20 protein-coding genes and 1 pseudogene are annotated in these 19,174 nt (G+C 56.1%); 12 read left to right on the forward strand and 9 right to left on the reverse strand.

Going from position 1 to position 19,174, the window contains the following annotated elements; translation table 11 throughout:
- From BGI01S_RS16230 to BGI01S_RS16240, 3 genes are all read right to left on the reverse strand, one after another.
- Entirely contained in the window at nucleotides 1-441 is a 441-nt protein-coding gene (locus tag BGI01S_RS16230; RefSeq protein ID WP_042326984.1) for a hypothetical protein, read from the reverse strand.
- Nucleotides 441-1,373 carry a hypothetical protein gene (locus BGI01S_RS16235; RefSeq protein ID WP_042326985.1) on the reverse strand — a complete coding sequence of 311 codons (933 nt, stop codon included), beginning with the start codon at nucleotides 1,371-1,373 and terminating at the stop codon, nucleotides 441-443. Before BGI01S_RS16235 ends, BGI01S_RS16230 begins: the two co-directional genes overlap by 1 nt.
- A gap of 621 nt (nucleotides 1,374-1,994) precedes the next feature.
- Nucleotides 1,995-2,315: a hypothetical protein gene (locus tag BGI01S_RS16240; RefSeq protein ID WP_042326986.1), complete on the reverse strand. Its 321-nt coding sequence runs from the start codon at nucleotides 2,313-2,315 to the stop codon at nucleotides 1,995-1,997.
- A 361-nt stretch (nucleotides 2,316-2,676) separates the two neighbouring features.
- On the opposite strand from BGI01S_RS16240, the gene BGI01S_RS16245 reads away from it, so the two are divergent.
- From BGI01S_RS16245 to BGI01S_RS16260, 5 genes are all read left to right on the forward strand, one after another.
- Nucleotides 2,677-3,441, forward strand: a complete 765-nt coding sequence (locus BGI01S_RS16245) for a hypothetical protein (protein ID WP_042326987.1) — start codon at nucleotides 2,677-2,679, stop codon at nucleotides 3,439-3,441.
- 45 nt (nucleotides 3,442-3,486) lie between these two features.
- Nucleotides 3,487-4,278 (forward strand): HNH endonuclease, encoded by a 792-nt coding sequence (locus tag BGI01S_RS16250; protein WP_232624328.1) that lies wholly within the window; start codon nucleotides 3,487-3,489, stop codon nucleotides 4,276-4,278.
- 138 nt (nucleotides 4,279-4,416) lie between these two features.
- Nucleotides 4,417-4,644 (forward strand): hypothetical protein, encoded by a 228-nt coding sequence (locus BGI01S_RS30235; protein WP_157004199.1) that lies wholly within the window; start codon nucleotides 4,417-4,419, stop codon nucleotides 4,642-4,644.
- Nucleotides 4,645-5,207: 563 nt separating this feature from the next.
- Complete coding sequence (locus BGI01S_RS29620; RefSeq protein ID WP_084585392.1) at nucleotides 5,208-5,942, forward strand: TnsA endonuclease N-terminal domain-containing protein; 735 nt, start codon at nucleotides 5,208-5,210, stop codon at nucleotides 5,940-5,942.
- Nucleotides 5,939-8,083 carry a hypothetical protein gene (locus tag BGI01S_RS16260; RefSeq protein ID WP_157004201.1) on the forward strand — a complete coding sequence of 715 codons (2,145 nt, stop codon included), beginning with the start codon at nucleotides 5,939-5,941 and terminating at the stop codon, nucleotides 8,081-8,083. Before BGI01S_RS29620 ends, BGI01S_RS16260 begins: the two co-directional genes overlap by 4 nt.
- A gap of 104 nt (nucleotides 8,084-8,187) precedes the next feature.
- On the opposite strand, the gene BGI01S_RS31115 is transcribed toward BGI01S_RS16260, so the two are convergent.
- The 4 genes and pseudogenes from BGI01S_RS31115 to BGI01S_RS16270 all read right to left on the reverse strand — a co-directional run bounded on the left by BGI01S_RS31115 (nucleotide 8,188) and on the right by BGI01S_RS16270 (nucleotide 12,975).
- A complete protein-coding gene (locus BGI01S_RS31115) occupies nucleotides 8,188-8,826 on the reverse strand; it encodes a hypothetical protein (protein ID WP_042326990.1) in 639 nt (212 codons plus the stop codon).
- A gap of 288 nt (nucleotides 8,827-9,114) precedes the next feature.
- Nucleotides 9,115-9,612: pseudogene (locus tag BGI01S_RS31405) on the reverse strand (TniQ family protein); the annotation flags it as partial.
- On the reverse strand, nucleotides 9,605-11,362 hold the full coding sequence (locus BGI01S_RS30240) for a TniQ family protein (RefSeq protein ID WP_157004202.1): 1,758 nt from the start codon (nucleotides 11,360-11,362) through the stop codon (nucleotides 9,605-9,607). The pseudogene BGI01S_RS31405 and the gene BGI01S_RS30240, both read right to left, overlap by 8 nt.
- The gene (locus tag BGI01S_RS16270; protein WP_042326991.1) at nucleotides 11,359-12,975 is read right to left on the reverse strand and encodes an ATP-binding protein; all 1,617 of its coding nucleotides are present in this window, start codon (nucleotides 12,973-12,975) and stop codon (nucleotides 11,359-11,361) included. Before BGI01S_RS16270 ends, BGI01S_RS30240 begins: the two co-directional genes overlap by 4 nt.
- A gap of 98 nt (nucleotides 12,976-13,073) precedes the next feature.
- Between BGI01S_RS16270 and BGI01S_RS30245 the strand changes: the two genes are divergently transcribed.
- Together BGI01S_RS30245 and BGI01S_RS16275 are read left to right on the forward strand one after the other, a co-directional pair.
- Complete coding sequence (locus BGI01S_RS30245) at nucleotides 13,074-13,229, forward strand: hypothetical protein (protein WP_157004203.1); 156 nt, start codon at nucleotides 13,074-13,076, stop codon at nucleotides 13,227-13,229.
- Nucleotides 13,230-13,485: 256 nt separating this feature from the next.
- Complete coding sequence (locus BGI01S_RS16275) at nucleotides 13,486-14,280, forward strand: hypothetical protein (protein WP_042326992.1); 795 nt, start codon at nucleotides 13,486-13,488, stop codon at nucleotides 14,278-14,280.
- On the opposite strand, the gene BGI01S_RS16280 is transcribed toward BGI01S_RS16275, so the two are convergent.
- Nucleotides 14,270-14,566, reverse strand: a complete 297-nt coding sequence (locus BGI01S_RS16280) for a hypothetical protein (protein ID WP_042326993.1) — start codon at nucleotides 14,564-14,566, stop codon at nucleotides 14,270-14,272. The genes BGI01S_RS16275 and BGI01S_RS16280 overlap by 11 nt on opposite strands.
- A 246-nt stretch (nucleotides 14,567-14,812) precedes the next feature.
- On the opposite strand from BGI01S_RS16280, the gene BGI01S_RS16285 reads away from it, so the two are divergent.
- Genes BGI01S_RS16285 through BGI01S_RS31120 form a run of 4 tightly spaced genes read left to right on the forward strand, consistent with a single transcriptional unit; the run spans nucleotide 14,813 to nucleotide 17,967 of the window.
- Nucleotides 14,813-14,983, forward strand: coding sequence for a hypothetical protein (locus BGI01S_RS16285; protein WP_408638595.1), 171 nt, complete (start codon nucleotides 14,813-14,815; stop codon nucleotides 14,981-14,983).
- 5 nt (nucleotides 14,984-14,988) lie between these two features.
- Nucleotides 14,989-15,567 carry an ABC-three component system protein gene (locus BGI01S_RS16290; RefSeq protein WP_042326995.1) on the forward strand — a complete coding sequence of 193 codons (579 nt, stop codon included), beginning with the start codon at nucleotides 14,989-14,991 and terminating at the stop codon, nucleotides 15,565-15,567.
- A complete protein-coding gene (locus BGI01S_RS16295; RefSeq protein ID WP_042326996.1) occupies nucleotides 15,561-16,061 on the forward strand; it encodes an ABC-three component system middle component 5 in 501 nt (166 codons plus the stop codon). The genes BGI01S_RS16290 and BGI01S_RS16295 overlap by 7 nt, the downstream gene beginning before the upstream one ends.
- Entirely contained in the window at nucleotides 16,048-17,967 is a 1,920-nt protein-coding gene (locus tag BGI01S_RS31120) for an ATPase AAA (protein WP_042326997.1), read from the forward strand. The genes BGI01S_RS16295 and BGI01S_RS31120 overlap by 14 nt, the downstream gene beginning before the upstream one ends.
- Before the next feature lie 132 nt (nucleotides 17,968-18,099).
- Here the strand turns inward: BGI01S_RS31120 and BGI01S_RS16305 are convergent, their stop codons facing one another.
- Nucleotides 18,100-18,576 carry a surface-adhesin E family protein gene (locus BGI01S_RS16305; protein WP_042326998.1) on the reverse strand — a complete coding sequence of 159 codons (477 nt, stop codon included), beginning with the start codon at nucleotides 18,574-18,576 and terminating at the stop codon, nucleotides 18,100-18,102.
- 250 nt (nucleotides 18,577-18,826) lie between these two features.
- Here BGI01S_RS16305 and BGI01S_RS16310 point away from each other — a divergent pair, with 250 nt between their 5' ends.
- A complete protein-coding gene (locus tag BGI01S_RS16310; protein WP_042326999.1) occupies nucleotides 18,827-19,150 on the forward strand; it encodes a hypothetical protein in 324 nt (107 codons plus the stop codon).
- Nucleotides 19,151-19,174: the final 24 nt, after the last annotated feature.

The following is a 19,174-nucleotide window of genomic DNA, read 5'->3' on the forward strand; positions in this document are numbered from 1 at the left end:
CTAGACCCACTTCTCCACGATACTGTCGACCATTTTTTCGGTAATAGACGTCTTGAGGCCGCGCAGGAAGGCGGCGTCATCGTCGTAAAGCTGTTCGTCCAAAGCTCGCTGGCAGAATGAGCTGCCCTTGTCCGTCAGCACCACCGTCTTGGCGGTCGCGTCGATGAGCCCATCTGCCGCGGCCAAAGTCATCGCCGTCTGTACGGTCGGGTCGAGGCCCCAAGCCGGAAAATCGATTTCCTGGCTCTTGGCGGCACGAATGAGCTTTTCCCGTCGTGCGTCGTCTTTCAAGACCCAGTTGAACAACTGCAGCCTGACGAGGCTGGACTTGCGCCCGCGCGACGCGAGCAACAGGACGAGCAGAAGCTGCGTAATCTTGAAGAGCGGTCGATGGTCAGGAAGTACGGATGAGGGGCGAACGTTGAACTCGAGGAATGCCATTATTGGGCCGGCTCCGAGAAGTCAAGCTGGCATACAGCAAGCCAGCGCGCTACGACGAGGTCTGCAAGAGTGCGCGCGTCGCTCAAACTGACAACACCTCCGAGCTCTTTCTCAAGCCGGTTGCCGAGTTCGGCTTTGACCGCTTCCACCAGTTCGTTCGGCTCACCCGTCCAGAAATACTTGAGCTCTTGCATCTCGTCAGCGTAGAGGCCGATGATGCGAATGACTTGTGCGAAGGCTTGGGGCGACGTCCGTTCTATGGTCGCGAGGTGGTGGTCACAACGAAGGAACTTGCCTTGGACAATCCTGTTGAAATCCAACAGCTCGGCTTCAAACGTCGGGCTGGCCTGCCGCGATTTGAGGCGCATGCGATTCTTTCGGGCGATGAGCTTGTCGTACTCCTCGGGAGCTTCCGGCAAGGCAATCGACTTCTCTACCGCCGGGCCAAGCTGCAGCGCAGTCCCCGCGTTACGCCTGCATTGCTCGAACTCGCTGGAGTAGTAGTCGGCGTCCAGAAGCGAGATGTTGAAGTCTTCGGTGAGGATGGTGAGCTCCCACTTCCGGGCATCCTGTTCCTTCTTCCGCGCGTGCTTGTGGAGCTCGTTGTCGTTTATCGTTGGCGTCACAAACAGCCAGTTGCGAATCCTCGTGGAGCCGATGCGGTCAGCTATCTGTTGCGCATAGGATTTGAGCTTGCCAACGTCGCGCGTAATCTTGTCGCGGATGTTGTCGTAGAGCTCTTCCTGCGTGTAGTGCCGTTCTGGACAGTAGCATTGGAAAGCGAGACCGTCCTTCGTCCAACCTTCGATTCCAAAGTCGCCAGGCGAAGCTGGCATGTGCTGATATGACGGTCCGTATTTCAATTTGAACGCCGACTGGCACAAGCGCTCCCAGCTCGTGCCATCGAAAGTCCCGAAATCGGTTTGTATCACGAAGCCCCCAATCTACATGTATTGTCCAGATACGACTGTTCTCGTGCGGTCTATGTGACCGTGGAACCGGGCTTATTAAGACGTTCTACGAAAATCCCGATTCTGTTCACTCGTCGCACACTGGCGCAGGCAGGTCTGACCTTTTGAGCGATTATGTGTGCGCTTAAACGAAAAATCTACCTGTTAGTGCAGTTTGCTTCGGTAGTATTCGCGCGCCCGCAACAATGGCAACCGTGCCGCATGCTCACTGCAGGCACTCCGCACGAGATTCAACGCACAAGGGTCAGGTGGTTGCGCTGCCCGATTCTGGCGGCGATGTGCTCACTGCTGTAGCGGCGGACCAGATAGATGGAGCTGACTTGCGACTTTGGACGTATTGGTCATATTCCAGAATGCGGTCCCGTGGCGTTTTCAATGAGTTTTCCCCATGCTGATGCACTTGCGCAGGCGGGAGCCCCAAACGCTCTCGGACCGTGGCCGCGAGCTTCCACGCTTGCTCGCCCAGACGCGCGGCCGAGAATTATGTCATCGCACGTGCCGAAGGGTCACCGAATTCGGAACTGTTCCGGATGTGGTGCACGGTTTCCTTGTATGCATTGGGAAACTCTCGAAGCTGCGCTGCTACGTCTGTGGGCAACCACTTCCACTGGATGTCTTTTGAATACGAGAAAGGGGAAGTTCGACCGGGCCCAGCGGGTCGTAGTTGCCGCGGCGGCCGGCCTCCTGTTGCACCTCGTCGTCGGTGTAAATCATCTGTACGCAGCTGCGCACGCAGGTTTCGAGGTCTTCAACTGCTAACAAAGCAGCCAGGTACGATTCCCGGTCGCGCTCACGCTTGTCTTTGCCTCTCGCGCACAGACCGTTGATTATCGCGCCCATCGCTGAGCCAATGACCGCCGATGACGTCGCGATTTTCAACCAGTCGTAGTTATCGAGTGCCATAGCGTCCTATGCGGCTAACGTTTCGTGGCCTGATATACCCTCAAAACCATGAAGTGCAAGGCGGTGCGTGCGGACGAAAATATCGTCGGCATCGCCTCGGCGCCTGTCCACGCATGTTGTCGACGGTATTGTATCTGTGTGATATTTGACTGTCGGGCAGGCCGAAACACGGTCGACACGAGACCACAGCATATTCGACCTGGCTGCCATTCCGCCTCGACCTCTACGTTTCAGTCCCCGTCCTGTAACGGATATTTTGCGTACTCGACAGGTTCATCGCGGTCATCTACCGGATGCGAGCGCTGAAATGGATTGCGCATAGCTGCACAGCCTTAGAACAAATATACGGACCAACACTAAAATGAATTCCAAGCTTTTCGAGAAATACGAATCGGCAATCCGGGGCTATCAAGGCGACCCGTTGTCGCCATCTCTGCGCATGTTTCGGAGCGGCGAACTGGAGGTGTACTACGCGCCGTTCGAATGGGTGAACCCAGCAGCAAAGGTGGTCTTCGTCGGCATCACGCCAGGGAAAGTGCAGGCCAACAATGCGTTGGTCGAAGCGCAGCGCGCTCTGGTCGCGGGCCTGCCCATGCCCGATGTGCTGCGCCGTGCCAAGCATGTGGGCGCATTCTCGGGACGAATGCGCCCGAAGCTCATTGCACTCATGGACCACATCGGCCTGCATCGTTGGCTGGGCCTGAGCTCGACCGAAGAACTCTTTGGCGACGCATCGGACCTGCTGCAGACATCGTCGCTATTTCAGTATCCAGTTTTCTGCAACGGAGAGAACTACTCCGGCACCACCCCTAGACCCCTGAAAGACCCGCTGTTGCGCATGCAAATGAAAGAACATTTCGGTGAGATGGCGAGGTCAATGCCTGATGCGGTGTTCCTGCCGCTAGGAAGCGCCGCATCCGAAGGTGTCACGTGGCTTACCGAGCGGGGCTTTATGCAGAAGGAACGTGTTCTCCATGGGATTCCCCATCCAAGCCCGGCGAATGCTGAGCGGGTCGCATACTTTCTGGGCGAGAAAGCACGCGACAAGCTGTCTGTGAAAACAAGCGCGACTAATCTCGATGCGGCGCGCGAGCATTTGCTGAAAGCGGTAGGAGCGCTGGCCTGATAGCGGTGCTGCAAAGCGATGGTGCGGCGCGGCGGGTGCAGTGGAATGACTCAACCAACTTTGTATTCAGAGAATCTGGACATGGCTCGGTACCTGGTTCCATCATCGGCGTATGGACTCGCACTCGAATTGGCGCGCACGGTTGTTGCTGGCAGCCAGCAGCTACCGCGGGCCGAACGAGCGTTGCGTGACGCCTACCCTCAAATGTCGCCCCGGGCCGCAAAGGGCTACATCGGAAGTTACGTCGCAATGCGCCGCGGCGCGAAACGCTTCGCAACGACTATCGCAGCTAACGCCTGGAAGCTCTATCTCGAGGACATCGCGAGAGATGGGGCGGTGCCGCTTTCCATCGCGCTGGACACGTTCTTGGCCCATATCGTCTATCTCCAAAGCAAAACCAAAGGCCCGGAAGCTGCATTGCACCAAGTGCACGAGGAGTTCGTTCAAGTGCTAAAAGGGATGGCTGTCCACGAAGTGGTCGCCATGAATCTGGACGCCGCCGTCCAGAAATCCTTGAAGTCTTCTGCGGACGAACGCAGGGAGCGTCTCGCCAGTGCTAACAGGCAGCCAGACCAAGTCGTCGTACTGACCCGCGCATTCAGGCGGAATCCGGACGTTATCGCGGAAGTCTTGCTACGAGCCGATGGGACGTGCGAAGAATGCGGGCAATTGGCACCGTTTCAGCGCCCGGATGGGAGACCGTATCTTGAGGTGCACCATCGCAGACGTCTGGCAGATGGCGGCGACGATACCGTCGAGAACGCGGTGGCGTTGTGCCCAAACTGTCATCGCGAGCGCCACTACGGAATCAACTACGCCAGCGACGCCACGAAGTGAGTGCGAGGCTGGCTTTTTTTTCGTCCGAACGCCAAAGTGAAATGGGCGGGCCAAGGCTGCGCGGTCGCAACATGATTTCGCCTCTCGCGCGCCAAGCTGATACCATGAGTTCAAAACAACTATAAAAGAGAAGCACTCATGAATTTAGCTCATATATTCTGCCGCGAAGCTCGGGCGACGCGAACGATTGCCCGTTTGTACAAGGCAAAGGCGGAACAGGAAATCTCACAATGCACCTTCCGCGCGGCCAACATCCAGCGCTGGGCAAAATATCTCGAAAAACTCGCCGAAAAAGCCAACAAGCGCAAGCAAACAAGCGATGCCGTCCTTTGGAAGCTCCACGCTAGTGTCTTTCTAGCGACGTAGCAGCTACGCACCGGAGCGTGCGTTCGGACTGCGGGGAAAACGAAACGGGCGGGCCAAGGCCGAAGCCCTGGTCCGCCCGTTTGGCGAATTCATTCGCTGACACTTTTTCGGGAATTTCCCCTTCGAAAGCGGGCGATTTAGTGTCTTCGGATTAGAAGTGTTTGCGTCGCAAAATCAAGCGTTTGCAGCCATGTAACAACATCTTTGCCAGAAATTTCGCAGTTGTGTAACGACTTCTAATCCGAATTGCCATTCTGGGGCGCAAAAAAACATGCTGAAAATTCGTTGAAATACATCTCGAAAAATTCGATGATATTACATTGTTTTTATTGAAAATTGCATTTCCTCATCCGCCAAATATTCCAAGCATGTGAGATGCAAACTGCGAAGTTGCAGAGCTGCAACCAAACGCACTTAAAAAGCAAAAATATGTTGCAATTATTTTGGCAGAAGCCTTACCCTACAACGGATTCAAAAATTTAAAACAAGAATTTCAGAGTATGGGGTAGAACATAAGAACATCAGACCATCTTTCGCCGTTCCAGGCGCTGACTTGCCCTGAATTGCCAGCAGCCGATTCGCGTGAGATTCCCAACGGGCGTGGCTACAAAAGTTTCCTTAAGCCCACTGCAGGGAGGAAGGGACTAGCCAACGCAGCGTGGAGCCCGAAAACCCTGAGGGACCATTCGTATCTGTCTTTCGGCGAACGCGGCATTCACTATTGGCTGCAATTCCAGCCGAACGTCATCGATATTCGTGAGCAATATCCTTGTTTTGACCCAGAGGAGCTCGCGGCGTATCGCGACAGCGGAAGACGCATACCGCGCAACAAAGTGATGACGCTGGACTTCCTGCTGACGCTCGCGCCGACCGATGACAAGCCGCTGCGGCATGTTGCGATTTCAGTCAAGGAGCAGCGCGAACTTGAGGACGGAGAAAGCGTTTGGGAACGGTTCGCACGCGAGCGGCGTTTCTGCGGCGAGCATGGATGGGCCTACACCATCTATACAGAAAAAGAAGTCTCACGTGAGGTAGCCCGACGTGCGCGCCGCGTCGCCCATTGGGCATCTGACTCTGACCTAGCAACGGACGCACAAGACGCCAATCGGATTGCAAAGCTTATGCCACGGGGAACAACCTGTGTAGAGCTAGACACGTTAATGGACGACGCGGCACGTGAGCTTAAGTGCACTCGGGACAATGCTTATCGTTTTCTCTCCGTAGCAGCAATGCTTGGCTTCGTGAAATTCGACTTCTCGCATGAGGTTCGCGGTAGCTCAAAGGTAACCTTCAAATGACGACGAAACTATTCAAAGGTGCTCTACTACGAAAGCGACTACCCCGAGGCAAATTCGAATTCCTTCGCGTGGCTGCCGCGTTCGAAGACACAGATGAGATATTTCTCCTGGAAGTGTCAGGGGCCACTACGTCCACTACGCGTCTCCCGGTCCCTCGTTCTTATGCCCGCATTGTTAGCTCACTGTCCGACTCGTTCGAAATTGTAAAGGACGAATTTCTATTGCCTGAGATGTTATGGCTCGACTCAGAGCTTGATGATGGTGTCAAAAACGTCCGCAACAGCCGGTACAACAAGATTGAACCCCTGGTAACGACGCTTGAACGCCAGCTTTTCGACAAGCATGCTCGGACGGGGCTGTTGAAGGCGCGGGCAGATGAAGTTGGCGTCAGCGAAGTGACGCTGCGAAGGCTGCTGGTGACCTATTGGACGTTCGGCTGCAACCGCAATGCCATGATTGAGCTGCGCAGCCGCGCTGGCGCCCCCGGAGTGGAACGAGCGAGCAGCAAAGTACCGGCAGGCCGCCCCAACGCGTCGGTAATCCTCTATGGCAAGGCCGGAAACCCGAACCGCACAACCACGGCAACCGATAAGGTCAGGTTCAGGCGTGCCATGGAAAAGTACTACATCGCCGAAGACGCGAATTACGCCGGCACATACGCTCGGATGGTTGAGGAAATGTATTCTGGCAAAGACGCGCCTGAAGCCGGCACCTTTTACTATTACGCCAAGAAAATCGGGTCCGAGGCAGCTTTCCTGAAAGCGAAGGCCGGAGAGCAGGAGTGGCGGGAAACCTATGGCGACAGACAGGGGCGCGCGCGTGACCTCTCCGACGGTCCGTGTGACATCTATGACATTGACGGCACTCCGTTTCCTCAGGAGCTTGTCGCCTCATGGGCGCCTGCTCGCGCCATCCGCAAACCCACACTTATGCTCTGCGTCGACCGGCATAGCCTTGCTATCACGGGATTTTTTGACAGCATGCAGCCCGAAAACTGGGACGCATACCGGATGTGTCTATTTAACGCGATGACGTCCAAGCACGACATGCTGGTGGACCTTGGTTTTGAACCAGATGAGTGGGACCTCGTTCAAACGCCTGCTGGCGTTTTCTTTGACCGGGGTCCCGCCATCACAGAGAAGGCGCAGGTCTCATTGTGCAACGAACTGAAGGTAGAACCAATCTGGGCGCCGCCAGGCCACCCTGAAGGTAAGCCGACCGTCGAGGGCATGTTCGGCAAGCTGCAAAACCGGATGGCCGGCAATCCCGGCGGCAGCAAGACTTCCAAGCGCCGAAAGGACAAGGAGCGTGCGCGGAACGCCATTAACAATGCGCAATGGTCTCCCCGCGAGTTCCGGCATGCTGTACTCAAGGAAATCATCAGGCATAACCGGTTTACGCGCGTACCGCATCTGCTGACGAAGGAAATGCGCGACGATGGCGTTGAACCCACACCTGAGGCAATCTTCAAATGGGGACAAGCTCAGTTGCGAGGCGACCGTGCACAGAAGCGTTCGGACGAAGAAGTTTACTTTGCGTTACTTCCACGGCATCACGTGGCGGTCTGGGACAACGGTGTGCGCTACAAGGGACATGCATATAGCTCTACTGGCTTGCGAGAGTATCGCCTCCAGCATATCTCAGTTGTCGGCAAGTCCAAGACGTGCAGCACATATGTCTACGTCGACCCCTTGATGCCCTCTCGGCTTTACTGGCGTAATCCTTCCGGACGGATGGAAACGCTGTTGCCGGACGAGCATTCATTGGCGCTTCTTGCGAACAACACGTGGCTTGATATGGAGCTCCAGCGACTCATCGAACTGACGAAGGCGAAAGAGTCACGTCAGACGGAACGCACATGGTCCCGCAAAAACAATCTGACGCGCACGCAGGAAAAGGCAATCGCCCCTGCTCTGCCCGAACCAAAAAAGAGGAAGGTGGTCACGAACGGGAGTGCAGAAGCGCGCAACCTTGAACAGCGCCTTCGCGAGAATGAACTCCGAGAACACCTGAGTTCCGTCGCGGGAAAGGTTACCTCTGACTCGTCTCAAGCGCTTCCGCCGACGCCAATTCGGAAACCTGGGCCGACCGGTGAGGTTCCGAAACGCAAAAGTATTCTAGACAGAATGTTCGATGACTAAATCTGTGGTGCGAACAATGGGGGCGGCCGACCCAGTGCTACGACAATAGCTGGCGCCGCCACGCGAATTTATGACGCACACACGTCGGAGGTCGGCGCTCGTTGTCAGTCGTCACCAAAAAGCCTCAAGTACATCTCTTGTAGTTCAGCAGCCGGCACATCAACGACCTTCCGTACCGACTTTAGCAGTGCCGCTCGGGTCATCTTATTTTTGCCGTCACGTAACAGCCAGACCGCGCGTCGCCGAATGTACTGCTCACTTGTTTCTGCTAGTTCGTTGATGGTGGCCTCGGTTTGAGGATACTGCTCCAGCTTTGTGACAATGGTCCGAGCCCCGTCGATACATGCAAACAGGAACGATTTCGTGAGGCGCGTCGGCCTGTCGGGCGACGCTAGCACTGCCGAATGCCGCCGACGGATTTCGGCGGCGACCTGCTTATCGCGCTCGTTTCGCGCTTGCACGTAGCGCGTGGGATTACTCCGGCGAACCGTTAGCGTCTTTCTCCTGCGTTGGCCGTGATAGTCGTTGCCCACCTTACCTTCGCGCCGACCTCTTTCCAGAGCACGACGAAAATCATTTTCCGATGGAAACAGCAGATTCATCAGAATCAAGTTCACGGCAAGATTGGGTGAGCATCGCCCCTGCATTAGCGGCTTCGACAACACTTTCATAGCCTCTTCGACGCCCGCCCAGCGAGCTTCGAGCAGACCGACTCCATCAACGCCTTCGATGAGATGCATCATTGCTGAGCGCCGGAGGACTGTTCCCTTTATTAGGCCAAGCTCAAGCGCTCGCTCCTGATACGTTGCTCCGACATGGTCGGCATCATGAAGAGACAGCGGATTGTCAAACAAGGCGCGAATGGAATTGTGACTTCTGGCCAGAAGCAATTCGCTTCCTCCCCGATACGACGTTAGCGCCAGTCGTCTCGGCTCCCTGCCGCATTGACATTGCGCCGACGGAAGACCAGGAGTCGCACGCTTACTCGACGAAAAGGCGCACAGACCACACCCAACCACGAGTGGGCATCCATGAAGAGGGCAATGAGTGCAGAACAGGAATTGATGCTCCCGATGCCAGTACGAGAAACCATGCGTGGCCGCGTCGTCTGTAGCACACTCCGTACACCACGACATCCTGGACGGCTTGATTCCCTCCCACGTGCAGGCCCGCATCAGGCTGGAGAATCCGCTATCGGCTCGCCCTCTGACTATCTGCGAAGCCAGTTTCGTTCGAAGGTCTCTCGGGAGGAATGGGGCAACCACTGGATAAACTGTGTGGTGATTGAGGAGACCGTCTGGCTCACCTAAAGCACCAAGGCTAGATTGACAAAGGCGTTCAAGGTTGCCCGGAATGACCCAAGGAGGTTCTGGGCAACATCTGAGTCCCATGGCCAACGAGCAAACCATTTTGACAGACGTCTGATTGACCAGGGCAACGCGTGCAACATAACTCATCATCGTCTCGCCAGGCAGAATTGCTGGAAAGTTGTTGACTTTTGAAGATTGGAAACTAGCCACTTTAGGCATCGACGTTCTCCCTAGCAGCCGCAACGCAAATCGAGCGTCGATTCTTTGTTCTGCGCAATCCAGCCTTCTTCAACCATCGTTCCGAACTTCCGATGTTCAAGTCGGGTGATAAGTTTTTGACCCACTCGATACGTCGTCGCACGAACGCCTCGTCATCCTCTGCGGGCACAAGTAGGCCTAACTCTTTGCGAATCTTTACAGCATAATCGTTCAGTTTAAGAGTCTTCGCGACGCGTTTCCGACTTGCACGGTATGGCCTCCGCTCATCAATTTGCGTGGCTGAGTCGTACGCGCGCCGCAGCAGTTCGATTTCCGATGCGGCCGCTTCGACCGTGAGTGAGGACCGTCCAGTTCTGGACGCCGACACGGCCGACCTCGTTAAAGTGGCAAGGTAAACGCGCAGCCACTCCTTGTCGTGTTTGAGGAGCCAACAATAGTCGTTCCGATATGTCCCACGAAACTCGGCTGCCGTAATAACCCGCCCGTCGGTCGTCCGGGCAGCTTCAGCCGTACTCCTACGCAGCTTCAGTTCGGCAACGTAAGCACGCTCGCGGCGACGTTCAATCAATCCTGGCGCGGTCCGCATCAGGCGGTACACGCGCAGCGGTGTCACTCCGTGGTGCGCAGCAACGCTTGCAACTGGCGTCGCTGCCTCAAGGTCTCGGAGAATTGCGGCGATTCCATCGTCCGGCTGTCTCACATTGAATCTGTCGGCCAACCCGGCACGCCTGAGCAGAAGCGTCGCTGTTGTCGTCGCTACCCCAAGCTTGCGAGCTACCGCTGTCACTGAACTGCATCCTTCGACGGCAGATTTACGTAGGTCTTCGTGTCGCCACACACCTGATGGCTCCGTTTTCTCGCTAGTCGGCACGTCACTCGAATGGGCCTCTGTAAAAAGGTTCAGCAGAATCAGGTAAGCCGGATGTATCGACCTGCGAGTATCCGAAAGTCGTTGAAATGCACGCCTCAGCATCTCCTTGTCCGCGACGAGCCGTGAAAGCGCCTGGTCCTCAAATCCATCAGCAAAGTGCGCACGTGATTCGTCGACAAGTTGCTTAACCCGTAGTGAACCCTCTTTTGTCATATAACCCATTGCCTCGAGCCGATGACGGCACGTCATCAACGTGGCCCCACATCCTTCGAGGAGCCTTTGAGTTTCACGCGCGAACTGCTGCGCATTTCGGCGCGTTGTAGCCGACTGTGACTCCTTCCAACGGAAGGAAGCCAGGTCGCGCTCCACGCCATCACTTAGTACGGAAATGAAGTCACCATGAAAGGGACAGCGCGTCACAAACGGCGCGACGTTGTAGCGTCGCCCCACATCGAATCCAAGCGATATCCGGTCCTCGCGTTGGCATTGAAGACAATAGCGCCCGACATCTGGACGTGCCGCAAGACTCAATGGCTCACGTGTCGGACAAAGCGGCCCGCGCCCTCCAGAAAATATGCGCTCGGCCAGGTCCCGTCCGGCCGTGTCCGTCATCGTTGCGGCGAAATACGGATAAAACGTGTGCAGAGTCAGCAGTTCCGTATCAGAGTAGAAATGCTGGCCGACGCTGTCCGCGAACACACGAAGCCGATATGGAAGGAGACCGGAGACATTTCGCCAGGGGGCCCCCAATACAGAGCGTCTGTTCGCTCGTCGGTGAAAACTGTCCGAGTGGATGTAAACACGGTCCAGCCAACTCGCTAACGTCTCCTCCTGCACCGGCGCGGGTAGAGATGAAGGAGGGGTATTTTTCCCCATCATAGATTCTCCAGGTCCGCACCAATCCAGCCAGCAACCTTCCCCGCCTTATGCGGGTCCTTTGATTTTGCCAGGCTGCTAGCAATAGGATTGAGTGGCTTGCGAGATTTGCTTGTGCGGGGCTTTTTCGGCGCATTCGCGGTCGACACTGCCGGGGCTTTTCTCAGAGAGTCCGGCATCTTCTCGCGTTTGGTTCCAAGCTGAGCGGCTCGTTCCTGTGCCTTCGTTTCCTCGTCCTCGCGTTTCTTCTGCTCGGTAAGCGCATCGTTGGTCGCCACCACTTGCAGCCGACGAGGGGGAAGGAGATGTTCGAAGCGGCGATATTCTTCTTCGGAAATCCTTACCTTCGCTGCGTTTCGGCGAAGGACGCTAATTGAGTCTTGGTAGCTCAGCAGTGCCTTGTCAGCACACTTGTCGACAAACGCAGTGTCCAGTTCGCCTTTGATGTAGTTGTCCGCCCCGGCTTCATTGCCCGCCATTTGCTCAAACAGCTCCGGGACGAGAGCGTTAAAAAAGTGCAATAGACCCTGCGTGTGGTGATGCAACGCGAACGGAAGAAACTCGGGCATTTCCAAATTCTGGTGACTTACCCGATAAGCCCACATCATCTCGCAAAGGTCGACGAAGTCTTCGTCATACGGCAACGCACGCAATTCGGTCTCGCCCTGCGCTTTCAGCTTTCTTCCTTCCTGCATGTGGGAGACGAGAAGGCTGTCGACCTTGTTTGTTCCCACAGCAAGAACGGGGATGCCCGTACACTGCATAAACGTCGAGAACAATTGGAGCGTGGCTTCGGTGCGCTCATCCAACGCCTTCAGACGCTGCAGGTCGTCGATGACGAGCAAGCCAAGAAAATTAGTCGTCGCTGCGCGGTACAACTGAGACATGTAAACCCACAACGGTGACTGTTCGCGCCGCGACACGCGCGCATAGTCCGTCCCGAGTGCCACATCGAATTGCTCAAGGACCATTCGAACCATCGCCTTCAAGTCCGTGGCGGCTTCGCACTGAATCGAAATCATGGGCAGTTGGACGGTTCGGCACCTCTTGCCGGCAATCTGTGTATGGACAAGCGGTTCTATTCCGACGTACGAGGAGATACGCTTGACGAGCGTCGTCTTCCCCGACCCAGTCGGACCGTGCAGCAAACGTCCCATTGCAGCGCCACCTGACGGGCTCATCGCGGTCAAAAGCTTTACTGCCTTTCCTGAGCGCCACTCCTCCTCTGTAGCCGTTGCGCAACGATAAATGTGTGCCATTACCTTAGGATTGCTCGGGCTTCGATGTAGATAGCCACGCCGCACCAGCGCCATCGTCGACTGGAGCTCCCTGCGATGTATGGAAAGTGGGACGAAGACGTCATCAACATCGTGAATCGCTTCGACGCGATGTTCAAGGCTTCGAGAAAAGAACTCGTCCCTGCGCTGGACAGTGACTGCACGCAAGGCCCTGAAGGCCGCGTCGTCGTCGGGCAATGGGTTCAACGCCTCAACGAACTCGTTCCCCGCCATTCGCCCCACTTCTGGTCGGTAGGTGGCTGCCTTCCATTTCAACGCCTCCACGTCTCGCGGGAGTTCAAAATCCACGCATTTTTTCGGTTCGATACCGACCGTCATACCGACCTCCAACTGATGCGGCAGCCCGCCTCCGCAGACGACGCGTCACTAGGAATGGTCGTCGCGCCTGCGCACGACGAGACTCGACCTGCTCCATCGTGGAGCCCAAGCTGGAGATGTTTTCCCATCAGTTCGTTACCGCCAACGCGCAGGTTTCCCTGCCTGGCGGCATTCCTTTTTTAGATTCAAGTTTTATGGAGAACTGTGGCTGGGGACAATTGCAGATTGCTCTGCGCATCCTCGCGATTCAGTGAGCAGCCGACTCACTTGACGGGTGGGTCCCGCCGGCAACCACGAAGTCAATAACTTCAGATTAAACCTTATCATAAATCGGCTTAGTTTAACAAGTTAAACTAAGCAAGCACCCTTATAATTCTTCACTGAACTATTAAGAACCAATTCTTTTTAGATAACCGCGAATATTATTCTCCTCACCACTTTGTATCCGCCGTGCGGACGTCAAAGGCGGCTCAAGCGAACAACTTCGCTGCCGATAAACAGATTCGTACAATGAATCTGAGCGACGAGCATATGCCCGCGAAACTTGAACATGATTTAGCGTATTACTTCGACAAGCAAGGCGTTCGCCAAGAAATCCGCGCTGAAGACCTATCCGACGTAACTACGCGTGCCTTGGCGGCGGAGCAGAATCTGACAGACAAGTCCGGGCAAACCGAGCTAAGTCCCAGAGTGCGCAATGGCGCAGTTCCGCATTTCGTCGCGACCGGTGTTCGAGGAACCAGGAATATCTTTGAGGGGGAGACAGACGATACCCATAATGCGCGAGTCCGGGCGTTGCTTCAGCGGCTGAAAGGTGCCCGCAAGTGGCAACTTGCACTCGGGGAATCCGTTGCCAAATCGACAGGTGGGTTTGACTGGAAATTGCACGACGCTATCGAGCTAACGGCCTACGAGTGGGGCAACGAGGTTTATCGCATCGTGACCAAAGATGCGATTATCCGGCACGACCTGTTTGGCCAAGCCCTGAGGCTCGACATGTCGGCTAATGAACCATGGGTTGCCATTGAAGTCATTCACACTCACTTCCCGGAGGAAGAGGCGTTCGGTGCAATGCTAGACCTGAGTGAACGAGTGCCGTTCTACGTGCTATTCGATTTCACTGCTTTGCGAGACAAATTTCTGCGTGTCTTGCCCGAGTCGAACGCAATCATCTATCGCGAGTGGACCTATCTCATTCATGATGGTCAGGTCTGGAAAGGCACGAAAAAGCAGGATATCAGGACCTCCGCCGCGTTGAAGGTTCACGTTCTGGATATGTTTCGACGTTGGGACGTCAAGTTCTGACCGAGGCAAGCTCGTCTTGCATGATGCTAAGGCCCCGATGCCACGGGTTGTGATGCTGCCACGGCTCCTCAGCCGTTTCGCCCCAGAGGGTAGCTATGTCAAGCAGTTCGACCTCCTGGTCACCCCAGTTCGCCATACAGTGTGCAATAGCGCTCGCATCGGCCTGGAGGTCGAGCGCGTTTGCCCTGCACCGCAGCTTCCCCTCGTAATCCTGCGCCGTGTCGGCTGCGATTCCCCACTGCTTGGCCAATTCAACCTTCTTTCGATAAATGTCGCCGAGCTTCATTGGATTCCCCGTGATAAAACTCGTGTAGCAATCGTCACGGGCTCCCGCGAAACATATTGGTCGCCGCCCGAGCAGGGAACTGATGCCGTACGCATGAATCGATTTCTGGAGGAATTGTGCAAATTCGGGATAACCGGCGAAAAAGGATGCTATCGCACGGACTAATTGCCGCGCCCGGCTTCCGGTCTTACAATCGCGCAACGCTGAATAAGAACGCATTCGAATTCCGGGGGACTCATGGATTGGTTGAAGTACGTCGTCGCAGCTATCGCGACCATTGCGGCCGGCTGGACGGTCAAGGTAGCCATTTCGAACCGGTCGTCGCGTTCGCGACGTACAACCATCGTTTCGCAAAAGAACAATCGTGCGGGCGGCGATATCGTCGGCGGTGATATGCACAAGAATAACCGCGAGTAGCGTTCGTGTTCGCGAGCCAAAGTCATAACGACGTCGGCGGCGACCTGGTCGGCCGCGACAAGGTCGATAACAGCAAAACGACTGTCATCCAGCTCGTCACGAATGGCGCGGCCGGTCAGGAACTAGCGGCACTTTATGAAAAGCTTAAGGCCGACGGCGTCGGCGACCCGTCGCACGGCCAGATTTCGGAGAAGCTTGAGCATTACATGTCCACGACGACGGACGGTGATGTTCGCGGCCTCGAAGCAAAGCTGCGCGACAGCGGAAGGGAAGAACAACTTCGCGCTGCAACGGACCTGAAGGAACGTGCGTTCAAGTCCATCATGAAGTATCAGACCTCGCGTACGGCGCAGCGGGTCTACACCATTGTTCTGTCTGAGCTGCATGCGGCGTTCACACTTACTGTCACGCCCGTTATCCAGCAGGGCGCCGACCGCGTCGCGGTCGACCAGTGTATTAGCGCCATCCTGCAGGCGACAAAGAACATGCTTGGCGAAAACGTCCTTGAGTTCGACGTCATGGACCTGCTCGCGCTCCTGTACTACCTAGGTGGCAACTGCCACATTCGGTGGGACAAATGCTGATTTATCACCCTGCGTACGACGCCTATCACTGCGCCTTCCGTATGTTTGTGATTGCGGAACACGTGCGTGACGCTGAGCTAGATAAAGCTCGTCTGCTGGATTTCTACCTGCTCTTCCCGGGGATGGTAAGCAAGATTAGGCTTCCCGATACGCTCAAAGCGCTTCGCGCGCAGGCAAAAGCGGCCGCCAATATATACCGCGACCCGGTGAGTGGAATTTCCACTTTCCGTGAAATGAGGCACATCCAGGAAGCGGCTCTCAAGTCGGTCGCGGCATCAGGCCTGATTGACATGGAGCGCTTCGGAAGTGGCTTTGTTACGCGTACCCAGATGCCGGTCCCACCGGCCCTCAAGAACAGGCTCGACGAGTTCGTTTCGGCGAACGGGCCAGTGGTCGAAGGTGTACTCAATGGCCTGTCCGGGATTCCGTTGCTCGGTCACGACGGACTGAAGCATCGCTCGGAACTTATGGAATATCGGTATGACTTTGCTTGAGCCCACCCTTCAGGTCAACCGGCTTGTCGTCTTCCAGGGCGGCCACATCGCATTCGATTGCGCCTTCCATGCGGGCGTGAACGTGATTCGCGGGCGCAACAGCTCGGGCAAGACCACCGTTATGGACTTGCTGGCGTTTTCGCTCGGTGCAGAGAATATCCGCTGGAAGCCTGAAGCGCTCCGTTGCACGGCGACCTATGTTGAGGTGCTACTGAATGGCGCGGTCGCTTGCCTGCGACGCGAAATCGATATCGCGCTTCAACGTCCCATGTCCATTTTCTGGGGTACGTTGGACGAGTCATTGAAAGCCGGCCCGCAGTTGTGGGAGCTGTACCCGTTCAAACGCAGCGCGCACCGAATCAGCTTCTCGCAAGCGCTCTTCGACGCGCTGAATATGCCGCAGGCACAAGGCGAAGGAGCCTCAAATCTGACTATGCACCAGTTGCTCCGCGTTCTTTACGCTGACCAACCGTCGGTGCACAGCCCGATTTTCCGACTGGACAATTTTGACAGCCCGTTGACCCGCGAGATGGTCGGTGGCTACCTCGGCGGCGTATACGACGACCTTCTTTATGCTGCTCAATTGCGCCTTCGTGAACTGGACGTGCAAATCGGCAAACAGGAGACCGAGCTTCGAAGCATTTTCAATGTGCTTGGCCGCTCCGAGCAGTCGACCAATCTCGAGTTCCTGGACACGAAGATTGTCGAACTCGAGGCTGCGCGCAACGCCCTGACCGCGTCGTTGGCAAGACTCAAGGAAGAGCGGACCCTCCCGCGCAAGGAGGCGAACAAGGCACGGGCGTCCGCCGACGACCTGCGGCAAAAGCTGAACGTTGCCCGACAGCAGGAGTCTGCGTCGAAAGACAAGCTTGCGGCGCTCGACCTTGATATCGCCGATTCGCGCCTATTCGTAAAAGAATTGGAGTCGCGCCTGCGCAGCCTGGACGAATCCAAGGAGACACGCTCCTATTTCGGCAACATGCAGTTCCGGTTCTGCCCCAGTTGCCTGAGCGAGCTTCCCGAAGCGCGTGCCGACACCGCCCATTGTCACCTGTGCACCACTCCGCTTGGCGATGGGCGCGGCGATACCCAGTTGCTGCGCATGCGCAACGAGCTAAGCATCCAGCTCAAAGAGTCAACCTCCCTCATTGAAAATCGGGTGGAGGAAGCCGAGGCGTTGCGCGTAGACATCCCGCTACTTTCCCAACGGGTACGGGCTCTGGAGCGCGACTACGCGACAGTGGCCAAGTCGTGGTCCAGCGACGTAGAAGTCGCGGTAGAGGAAGCGGCACGCAAGCTTGGCGCGCTGGATGCGGAAATTCGGCAATCGTACGAGCAACAGAAGCTGGCTAGCGTCATTACGGACCTGCAAAAGCGCAGGGACAGCCTGACGGCCGAAAGCAAACGGTTGGAAGAAAGTATCGTGCGCCTCGAACAGAAGCAGGCGCAGCGCAAGGTCGAAGTTGCGAGCGCGATTGACGCGGCAATGGTCCGGCTATTAAAGCTCGACCTCCCGCTGCAACCGGAATTTGTGAAGGCAGAAACAGCGAACTTCGACTTTGTTCATAACGCCGTCTACGTCAACAACTCGCGCAACTTCTCGGAAAGCTCGGCGGTGGTTCTTCGGCACATTTTCCACCTCGCCTTGCTAACGGCGAGCGTGCAAAAACCGTTCATGCGAGTACCGCGATTCATGATGCTTGACGGCATCGACGACGGCGGTATGGAAAAGGAGCGCAGCCACCGTCTGCAGGAGATTATTGTCGAGGAGTGCGCGACCTATGAGGTCGACTATCAGGTGATTTTCGCGACGTCGGACATCAATGCTGCGCTGGAAGAATCAAACCTGGTCGTGGGCCGCTTCTTCACGCCGGAAGCACGTTCACTTGATGTTCGCGACGCTTGACTGGCTGACGAACGCTGTAAGAAAGGCGATGCCGATGAAGCGGCCGCCCCCCGCATGGCACCAACGTACCATCTGGCAACCTTTGGTTGGGGCGGATATCCGCAGCGCGCTGGCGTCAGCCTCGGACGCGCTTCAATACGACAGTCCCTGCTTTGCATTCTTTGCCCGCTCGTGAAAGAACTCGGCAACGGCCGTGACCGGCATCCACGCCCCCTTGTCCGTCCCGCAGGCGAACTGCGACAGTGCGTCTTCTTTAGAGTCCGGCTCGATTTCGCGGTTTTGCACGATAACGGGGACGTCGGTCGCCTGTTCGGACGCGTCGTATTGCGTACTCTGCACGACCTTGAAAGTGTGCTGCCTGCAATCTACGACGTACGCGTCTTTTGTATAGACCGGTGTGCCGGGTTCGATATGCGCAGGCGCCTGAGCGGACCAGAACTTGACGGTGTCGCCATTCTTAACCAGTTCTTGTTTGTCGGCAAACAGGTAACCGAACTTTCTTGGCGTGTAGGTTGACCAGTCGGACGCCAAGGCGTCCGCTGCCTGCGCGAGAAGCGCTACACCGACTGCCGCCAGTGCTATCCGCTTGACTTGAGACGTAATGCGCATTGCAGGATGCCTCTGTAAATCTGCATTAACGGCAGCCAAACGCGGACATTTAGGGTCGCAGTACGAGGATTTCTTCCATGCACCGACGTTACAACGCTACGCGCTATAAACATATGCCAAGGCATTCGTCGAAAGACATAGATGCGACAACACTTCAGGTTGCTCGCCATGTGCCGATAATTCTCTATGGGTGGAAGCTCCGAGGTCGGGCGACACCACCAGTTTACAATTCGAAATCCAATGAGGAAACATGAGCGCATTGAATCGTAGCGCCACAGGGGCGGCCCTGGCACTTTGCCAGGATGCCTACGGCAACATGATGGGCGGACAGGAAGCCCGTGCATTTGCATATCTCAAGCTCGCGATTTCGGTCTTGACTGCCGCGAATGAGAGTGCAGATTCACGAGGTGACATTAGGGCCGAGAAGGCGTTAAAAGACGCGATTGACTCTGCCTTAGACGCCGTCGATACACTGGAGCCGCCCTTCGACCCGTCGCTCATGGACGCCGCGACTGCCAAGTGGGAAAAACTCGGTATCAGTCCGGCGGGTGTGCTTCCGACAGTCACCCTGTAATTGGAAACATCTATAACGAATTCA

It is taken from the genome of Paraburkholderia ginsengisoli NBRC 100965 (genome assembly GCF_000739735.1).
GTDB classification, from domain to species: Bacteria; Pseudomonadota; Gammaproteobacteria; order Burkholderiales; family Burkholderiaceae; genus Paraburkholderia; species Paraburkholderia ginsengisoli.